4 protein-coding genes are annotated in these 7,492 nt (G+C 46.3%); 2 read left to right on the forward strand and 2 right to left on the reverse strand.

The features are described 5' to 3' along the window. Positions 1–46: 46 nt before the first annotated feature. A complete protein-coding gene (locus HMPREF9446_RS11190; protein WP_009125768.1) occupies positions 47–4,069 on the reverse strand; it encodes a glycoside hydrolase family 2 TIM barrel-domain containing protein in 4,023 nt (1,340 codons plus the stop codon). Between the two features lie 237 nt (positions 4,070–4,306). On the opposite strand from HMPREF9446_RS11190, the gene HMPREF9446_RS11195 reads away from it, so the two are divergent. Both HMPREF9446_RS11195 and HMPREF9446_RS11200 read left to right on the forward strand, forming a co-directional pair. Continuing rightward, positions 4,307–5,362, forward strand: coding sequence for a porin (locus tag HMPREF9446_RS11195; RefSeq protein WP_039969187.1), 1,056 nt, complete (start codon positions 4,307–4,309; stop codon positions 5,360–5,362). An 80-nt stretch (positions 5,363–5,442) separates the two neighbouring features. Further along, positions 5,443–6,300, forward strand: coding sequence for an exodeoxyribonuclease X C-terminal domain-containing protein (locus HMPREF9446_RS11200; RefSeq protein ID WP_009125770.1), 858 nt, complete (start codon positions 5,443–5,445; stop codon positions 6,298–6,300). Between the two features lie 15 nt (positions 6,301–6,315). Here the strand turns inward: HMPREF9446_RS11200 and HMPREF9446_RS11205 are convergent, their stop codons facing one another. Beyond that, the gene (locus HMPREF9446_RS11205) at positions 6,316–7,374 is read right to left on the reverse strand and encodes a Gfo/Idh/MocA family oxidoreductase (protein ID WP_039969142.1); all 1,059 of its coding nucleotides are present in this window, start codon (positions 7,372–7,374) and stop codon (positions 6,316–6,318) included. Positions 7,375–7,492: the final 118 nt, after the last annotated feature.

Here is a 7,492-nt window from a genome sequence, read left to right on the forward strand (position 1 = left end):
ATGCCTTTTTAGCATGCCTTCACTGAACTATTTCCTTTTTTTTATTTTATTCTGCCAAAATAGATAATTCGGCTCCCGATGCGTAATCTTGACCGGATTGTTCGCTAAGAGCAACAAAACGGACGAAACGCGCTTTTACAGGTTTGTCAAAATGAACGCTTTTCTCTTTGCGGTCGTTGGCAAAACTGCCTTGAGCAACCGGTTCACTCCAATTCTGTCCATCCATGCTGACCTGGATATTGTAATTCTTTACATTACCGTTACTGCTGTCCTGGCGGGGCAAGTACGTGAATCCCTTAATGGTACGTACCTCTCCGGCATCCAGATCGACCCAGTGCGGATATTTGGCAACAGTAACCGAGTACATGGTATGCCAGATAGAACCCGAATCACCATCTACCAGATGGGAAGCCTCTCCACCACCCGACTCTTGGCTGCTGGCATTCACCACTTCCACCTGTATGTTCTCTATCTTGTCGAACGTCATCACTGTCTTAAGCTCCGGTGCAGACTTGAACCAAGCTGTAATGGTACCTCCGTCACGCATTGGAATCGGTGCGGTGAACTGTTGCACTTTCTTGTTCTTTCCAAGCGTATAGCAGATTTCAACATCCTCCCGGGGAGCGACAATCGTCACTTCACCCTTTCTGTCACGGATGATATTCAAGGGAATCTCTCCACCTGCCGAAACCAAAGCCGCAGATGACAGGTCTTGGGAAGCCGGCCGGATGGTGAATCCGAAGAAATGCTGTCCGGCAAACACCCTGTCGTGCACCAGCGGACCACCTTGGCCGCAACTGTTGCCACCCAGACCGGTCACTCCCCAATCCAGGTGCAGGTAAGTATCGGTAGCGGCCGGAAGCTGGTAAGGATGTCCGGCAAGAATCATATCGACAGCCGAATGTTGCAGAGCTGCCACCGACATCTGCCCGTCAGCAATAAACTGCGCGCCGCATCCGGCATTGTCGGTCAATGCACACCAACGCACCTCTTCATGATTGCCTATATCTTGCGGTTTGGGGAAGTTGACAAACTCATCGGCTACCTTCGTGCGGTACAATTCAATAAACTGCCCAGTCTTACGATCCGGATAGTTTTCAACAGGACCACGGCCATAATAGGTGAAGTTCTCGTATTTTCCGGGTACTTTCATCACATAGCCCAAACGGGGCAACACCAGGCTGGAGCGATTGGAAGCAATGCCTGCCTGCAACTCGATGGAACCGTCACGGTAAACGGTCCAGATTTGGTTGGTAGTGAACTTAAAGTCATTCTCACCGAATTTCTGTCCGGTCAGTTCTTCTATCTTATTCTTTCCGCTGGAAGTTCCGCCAAGAATACGGGCCGCGTTCGGAGCTTGTGACTCAACAGTGAACGCCAGTATCACGGCACCGTCCGGGCGTTGCATCACCTTGCCACTCGTAGCCTTATGCTTCAGATTATGCAATCCATTCTCAAACCAGCTTGTATAAACCCAGTTATCATTATTGGTAAAGGCGCGGAAAGCATCCAGCTGGGGACCGTTGCCATCGGATATAATAGTCTTGTCGCCATACTTCAGGCTATAGACAGTTCCGGTCTGCATGTCAAAACGAGCCTCAAAACCGTCACCCTTAACCGTAGTCAGACGGGCATCTGTCTTATCTACAGCCAAATTACCGGCAGACGCTGTTGCCTCACCGAGTGCGGGCAAACCGGTTGCCTGTTTCAAAGCTATCTGCTCTTCCGCCATTGTATAGCCTTGTGCAGCCCATGGTGCAGCTTCTTTCAGCTGGAACTGGATTTTTACGAAATACTCAGCTCCGGGTTTCAATGCCTGATAGTCATAGGGGACATGAACCGTCACCCGGCTGCGGGGAGCAACCTGCCCGATGGATAGCTGACCGTCCTTCACTTCCTTTCCGTTTTCATAAAGCGACCAACGTACCTGGTATTCCGACAAATCTTTGAAATAATATTTATTGAATATCTCGAAATCGCCTTTCTGTACGTCCAAAGCCTTGATACCGATATGCTGGTACACCTTCTTCACCTCGTAGTATTGAGGCTTGGGTTCAAGGTCGGCAAAGACAATACCGTTCATCACAAACTGCCCGTCATTAGGCGTATCACCGAAGTCACCGCCATAGGCCAAGTAGCGTTTTCCGTCCGACGTATAGTTATACATAGCCTGGTCCACCCAGTCCCAGATGGCGCCGCCACAGAAATAATTGGTTGACTCAATGGCATCCCAGTAATCTACCAGATTACCGCAGGCATTACCCATAGAGTGGGCGTATTCAGAGATGTGGAAAGGATATTTGATGTTATACTTGCCTTTTACAGCTTCGCGCGTCCATGCGATGGAAGGGTACTGGTTAGAACCCATATCTACGATATCATTATTACGCTCATACTGGACAGGGCGGGAAAGGTCGAATGCCTTCAATGCATTATAAGCGGTCACAAAGTTCTTGCCCGGACCTGCTTCATTACCCAAGGACCAGATTACGATAGACGGATGGTTGACGTTGCTGTGCACCATTTCCATAACACGGGCCACATGTGCGTTCTCCCATTCTATAGGATGGGACAACGAAGCCTTTCCGTAATAATATTCATGAGATTCAAGGTTCGCTTCATCTTCCAGATAGATGCCGTACTTGTCGCAAAGGTAATACCAGTACGGGTCATCCGGATAATGGGAGTTGCGGACATGGTTGATGTTGGCACGCTTCATCAGCATGACTTCTTTCTCCATCTGCTCGCGAGTGATGGCATGGCCCACCGCGGGATTCGTCTCGTGGCGATTGACCCCTTTCAGTTTGGCTGTCTTTCCGTTGATGTAGTAATAACGGCCTGCCAGCCCGAATTCGTCTTCGGAAGCCGGAGTATCTTTTATCTCTACTTTACGGAAACCGATATAAGTGGAAATGATCTCTACGGTACGTCCTTTCTTGTCTTTAAGCTCTCCCACCAACGTATAGCGATAGGGCTTCTCGGCCGACCACAACATAGGGGATTTCTGCGTAAGAGTGGCCCGGCAGGAAACAATCTCACCTTTAGCCACAGGAGTGACAGCAGCAGTAGCTGCACCGGCAGCCACCAAGGTATTCTCATCCGAATAGATTTTATTGGCGTAAAGTGAATAAACCATGCTATAACCTTTGGCTTCTTTCTTGTCAAGGTTACGGATATCGGCTTCAATGGACAATGTACCTTCATCCAAAGAGGTATTCAAATCAGGCGTCACTACCCAATCGCGCACATGCACCTTCGGAACGGAAGTCAACGCCACCGTACGGAAGATACCCGGCAAACGGAACATGTCCTGAGCCTCAAGGAACGAACCGTCGGAACTACGGTAAACTTCAGCGGCTACCGTATTTTTCCCTTTCACCAGATAAGGAGAAATGTTGAAGCTGGCGACATTGCGGGAATTCTTGGAAAAGCCCACATACTTTCCGTTGATCCACAGGTAAAAGAAGGAATCTACTCCATCGAAATTGATGAATACTTCACGGCCTTCCCAATCCTCGGGCAAGGTAAACTCACGACGGTAAGAACCTACTTCATTGCGGCAGTTGTACGTAGTCCAATTGGAAGGCGGAGTACGCATCACGCCTCCACGCCAATCGTCCACCGCCACTTTATGCTGGAAGATGACAGGCTGATTGACATAAATAGGTGTACCATATTTCAGAGTACCGTCTTTCTGAACGCCGTAAATATTCCAGCTGGAAGGTACGGGAATAATATCCCAACCGGTCACATCATAGTCTGTCCGGTAAAAGTCCTTCGGACGTTTATCGGGATCGGGTGCCCAGTTGAACTTCCAGTCACCGTTCAGACTCATCCAGTACGTGCTGTTTTCGGGCAGTACCTTCCGTGCGGATGTCACGTCGGCGAAAGGATAAAAAACAGCATGAGGCTGTTCTTTGTTCAAGGCTATACGTTCGGGAGATTCCCATTCGTTGCCTTCAGGAGCTTCAATGGCAGCATATTGATAGCCTTTCAGAAGGTCACCATTTTCTGCCCCAACTGGCAGAATAAAACTGCAAAAAAGCAATGCGCTAAGAATTTTCTTCATAAAAAGTTAGTAATTAGGGTTGATATTTTGCAAAAATACATGATTCCGTGGATATTTTATGAAAAAAGATAATAAAAATACCTTTCATATACAGAAAAATAGGATATTCACCGGTATTATCATTGATGCCAAACGTTCTTTTTCTGTTTTTGTAACAGGAATGCAATAGATATGACACGAAAACACAACATGTATGTCCGAACTTTGCAGCCGGAAATCAATCGACAACAACAAAATATGAAAAAAAAGGCACTGATGCTGTTTTTCGCTTTGCTGTCATTAACAGCAAATGCTCAAGATTCTACGAATAATGAAGATGGTAAGAAGATAAACAAAGAAAAGCTGGAAGGAAAGGATTATCTGCCGGAAATACATGGAACCATCCGTTCCAAATACGAGTACCAGACAACCATGGGAGCCGGACGTTTCGAAGTGCGGAATGCACGTATCAGTGTTACAGGGAATATTCTCCCCATCGTCGCTTACAAAGCCGAAATAGACCTCTCGGACGAAGGGCAAATCAAGATGCTGGACGCTTATGCACGGCTTTTCCCGATACAAGGATTCACTGTAACTGCCGGTCAGATGCGTGTGCCTTTTACCATTGATGCCCACCGGTCACCCCATCAACAATATTTTGCCAACCGGTCGTTCATAGCCAAACAGGTGGGAAATGTACGTGACGTAGGTCTGACGCTGGGATATACATTGCCTACCGACATGCCTGTCACCATAGAAGGAGGACTTTACAACGGTTCCGGCCTCACCAACCAGAAAGTGTGGCACAAAGAGATAAACTACTCCGCCAAGGCACAGTTCCTCCTCACCAAAGGCATGAATCTTACCTTAAGCGTACAGAGCATCCAACCGGAAGAGATACGCATGCAGTCCTATGACATAGGGGCTTACTATGAATTCGACCGTTTCCACATCGAAGGAGAATATCTATATAAGCAATATTCGGACAACGCTTTCGAAGATGTTCAAGCCGTAAATACCTTTGTCAATTACGACTTGCCACTCCGCAAGGTATTCAACAAAATATCTTTCTTGCTACGTTACGATATGATGACCGACCAAAGCGATGCCAAAACCACTGATTCGGAAACGGGTGAATTAGTGATTACCGATTATAAACGGCAACGTCTGACAGGCGGTGTCACTTTCAGTCTCAGCAAGGCATTCCGCACAGACTTACGATTAAACTACGAGAAGTATTTCTATGCCAAGAACAGCATTGCCAAAGAATCGGAACAGGACAAGGTTGTATTGGAACTGATGATCCGGTTCTAAAAGAGGGCAAACTCTGATTTCTTCCGTCATAGCTTGCATATCTGCCATAAATTCCTTATATTTGAGGAAACTGGAAATGCATGGCTAATCCGATTATTCCGGGTATATCCCAGGCAGAACAAGACTTATTGTATAGTAAACTAAATGCATACAATCAGGGAAGAGCCTCTTTCAAGGAAGCAGGTACCTATCTTGTGGCATTGCCGCGCCCCGGACACCCCCAATATTCATTATGGATATATTCACCTCTGTCGGAACGCCATTCCATCTTTTACATCCATGACCTATCTACGGATATTCATGAATCGCTGCGGATAGCAAGCACTATATGCTATTACTCTCCCCGCTGCCTGCTAGTGGTGGATTACAATGCCAAGCGTATGCAAAGCAATGGGGATGACCTTATTTCATTCGGAAAATATCACGGCCATTTCCTGCATGAAATCCTAAGAATCGATCCCGCCTATCTGACATGGATAGCTTTCAAATTTATGCCGCGTATCCCCAAGCAGGAACGTTTTATGCAGATTGCCAAAATCTATCATTCCGTTTATATAGATATGCAGCAGCGCCAAGCCAGGCAACATGTGGCTAACCGTTTCTTAGGCAAAGAAGGGGATAAGATAGAAAACCTGACTTTAACCGTCATCAGTGTCCGCCTGGAAGACGATCCCTATAAAACACATGTCAAAGGAACTACCCCTTATTTTTACGTCCGCCAGATTCTGAAGCTAAAAGATGCATCGGGAAATCTGATAACCTTTCGTGTAACCGCCCGTACCGCAAGCAGGGAATCATGCCAAGTTCCCTCCGCTGAACACGCATACCGAACAGGAGAAACCGTGCTCATAGCTTCTGCACGTGTAGCACGAAACTACATGGCAGGAAACAATAAATATACACGGCTTACGTATGTAAAACTTATGCAGCCCCAATAAAAAGGAAAAGCATATTTACGCAAGTGACACAACACGCTGCATACGACTGCTTTTCTTGGCAGCTTCTATCAAACGTATTACTCCCACCACTTCTTTCGCATGGCTTTGCAAAACTGCTCCCCCATAGAGATGCTGATAAATATTTTCATAAAACGCACCATAATTGCCGGGAAGAGAAGGATATTTTCCTCGGAAGACATTGCCCTCTTTTTCTGTATGAATCATTCCCCAAAAGTCCTGATCCTCCTCACCCCAATGTGGAGTATTAGGCAATAATCCCTTCGTCAAATCTGCTTCTTGAGGATCAAGGCCAAATTTCACATAAGAGCCTTCTGTTCCGTGGAGAATAAAACGCGGTTCAGCCTCACACATCAAGTAGCTTGCTTTTAATGTAACCTTCACCCCCGGATATTCGGACGGTTTTAAGAAATGAATCACAAAATAATCATCTACCTTACCATTGTCACGCAAAGTAGCTATATCAGCGAACAAAGCTTCAGGCATGCCAAATAACTGAACCGCCTGGTCAATGATATGGGCACCTAAGTTATAGGTCAGTCCCCCACCACTTTCTCCTGTTTCCTTCCACGTATTCGGCTTTATAAAATTACGGTAACGAGAAAAAGTGGATTCAAACTCTACCAAACGCCCTAACAGTCCTTTGGCCAGAATTTCCTTTATAGTCAAAAAATCAGAGTCCCAACGCCGGTTCTGATAAACACTTAACACCAACCCCTTCTTTGCAGCAAAAGAAACAAGTTCATCACCCTCCGCCGCAGTCATCGTAAAAGGCTTTTCTACAATTACATGTTTACCAGCTTCAAGGGCACGGCGGGCATAGTCATAATGGGTTACATCTGGTGTATTGACTACTACCATATCCAATTCATCCATACCAATCAATTCATCAAAACTACGAGTGATACGGACGTCCGGATATCTCTCCCAAGACAGGTTCTTACTGCGTTCCGTAATTGCCACCAAGTCAAAATGGGGATTACAGGAAATAAACGGAGCATGAAATATCTGTCCCGACATTCCATAAGCAGCCAATCCAATTTTAATCTTATCCATAAAGTTTTCTTTTTCTTCAAACAAAAATAAGAAAATTATGTGAGTAGAAGAATATATGTATATTGATTTCTCATTCCAGGCGCAGTAAGGGAAGGGGGTTCCGGGCAGCCTCCCCCCA

The organism is Bacteroides fluxus YIT 12057 (assembly GCF_000195635.1).
In the GTDB taxonomy this organism is placed as follows: Bacteria; Bacteroidota; Bacteroidia; order Bacteroidales; family Bacteroidaceae; genus Bacteroides; species Bacteroides fluxus.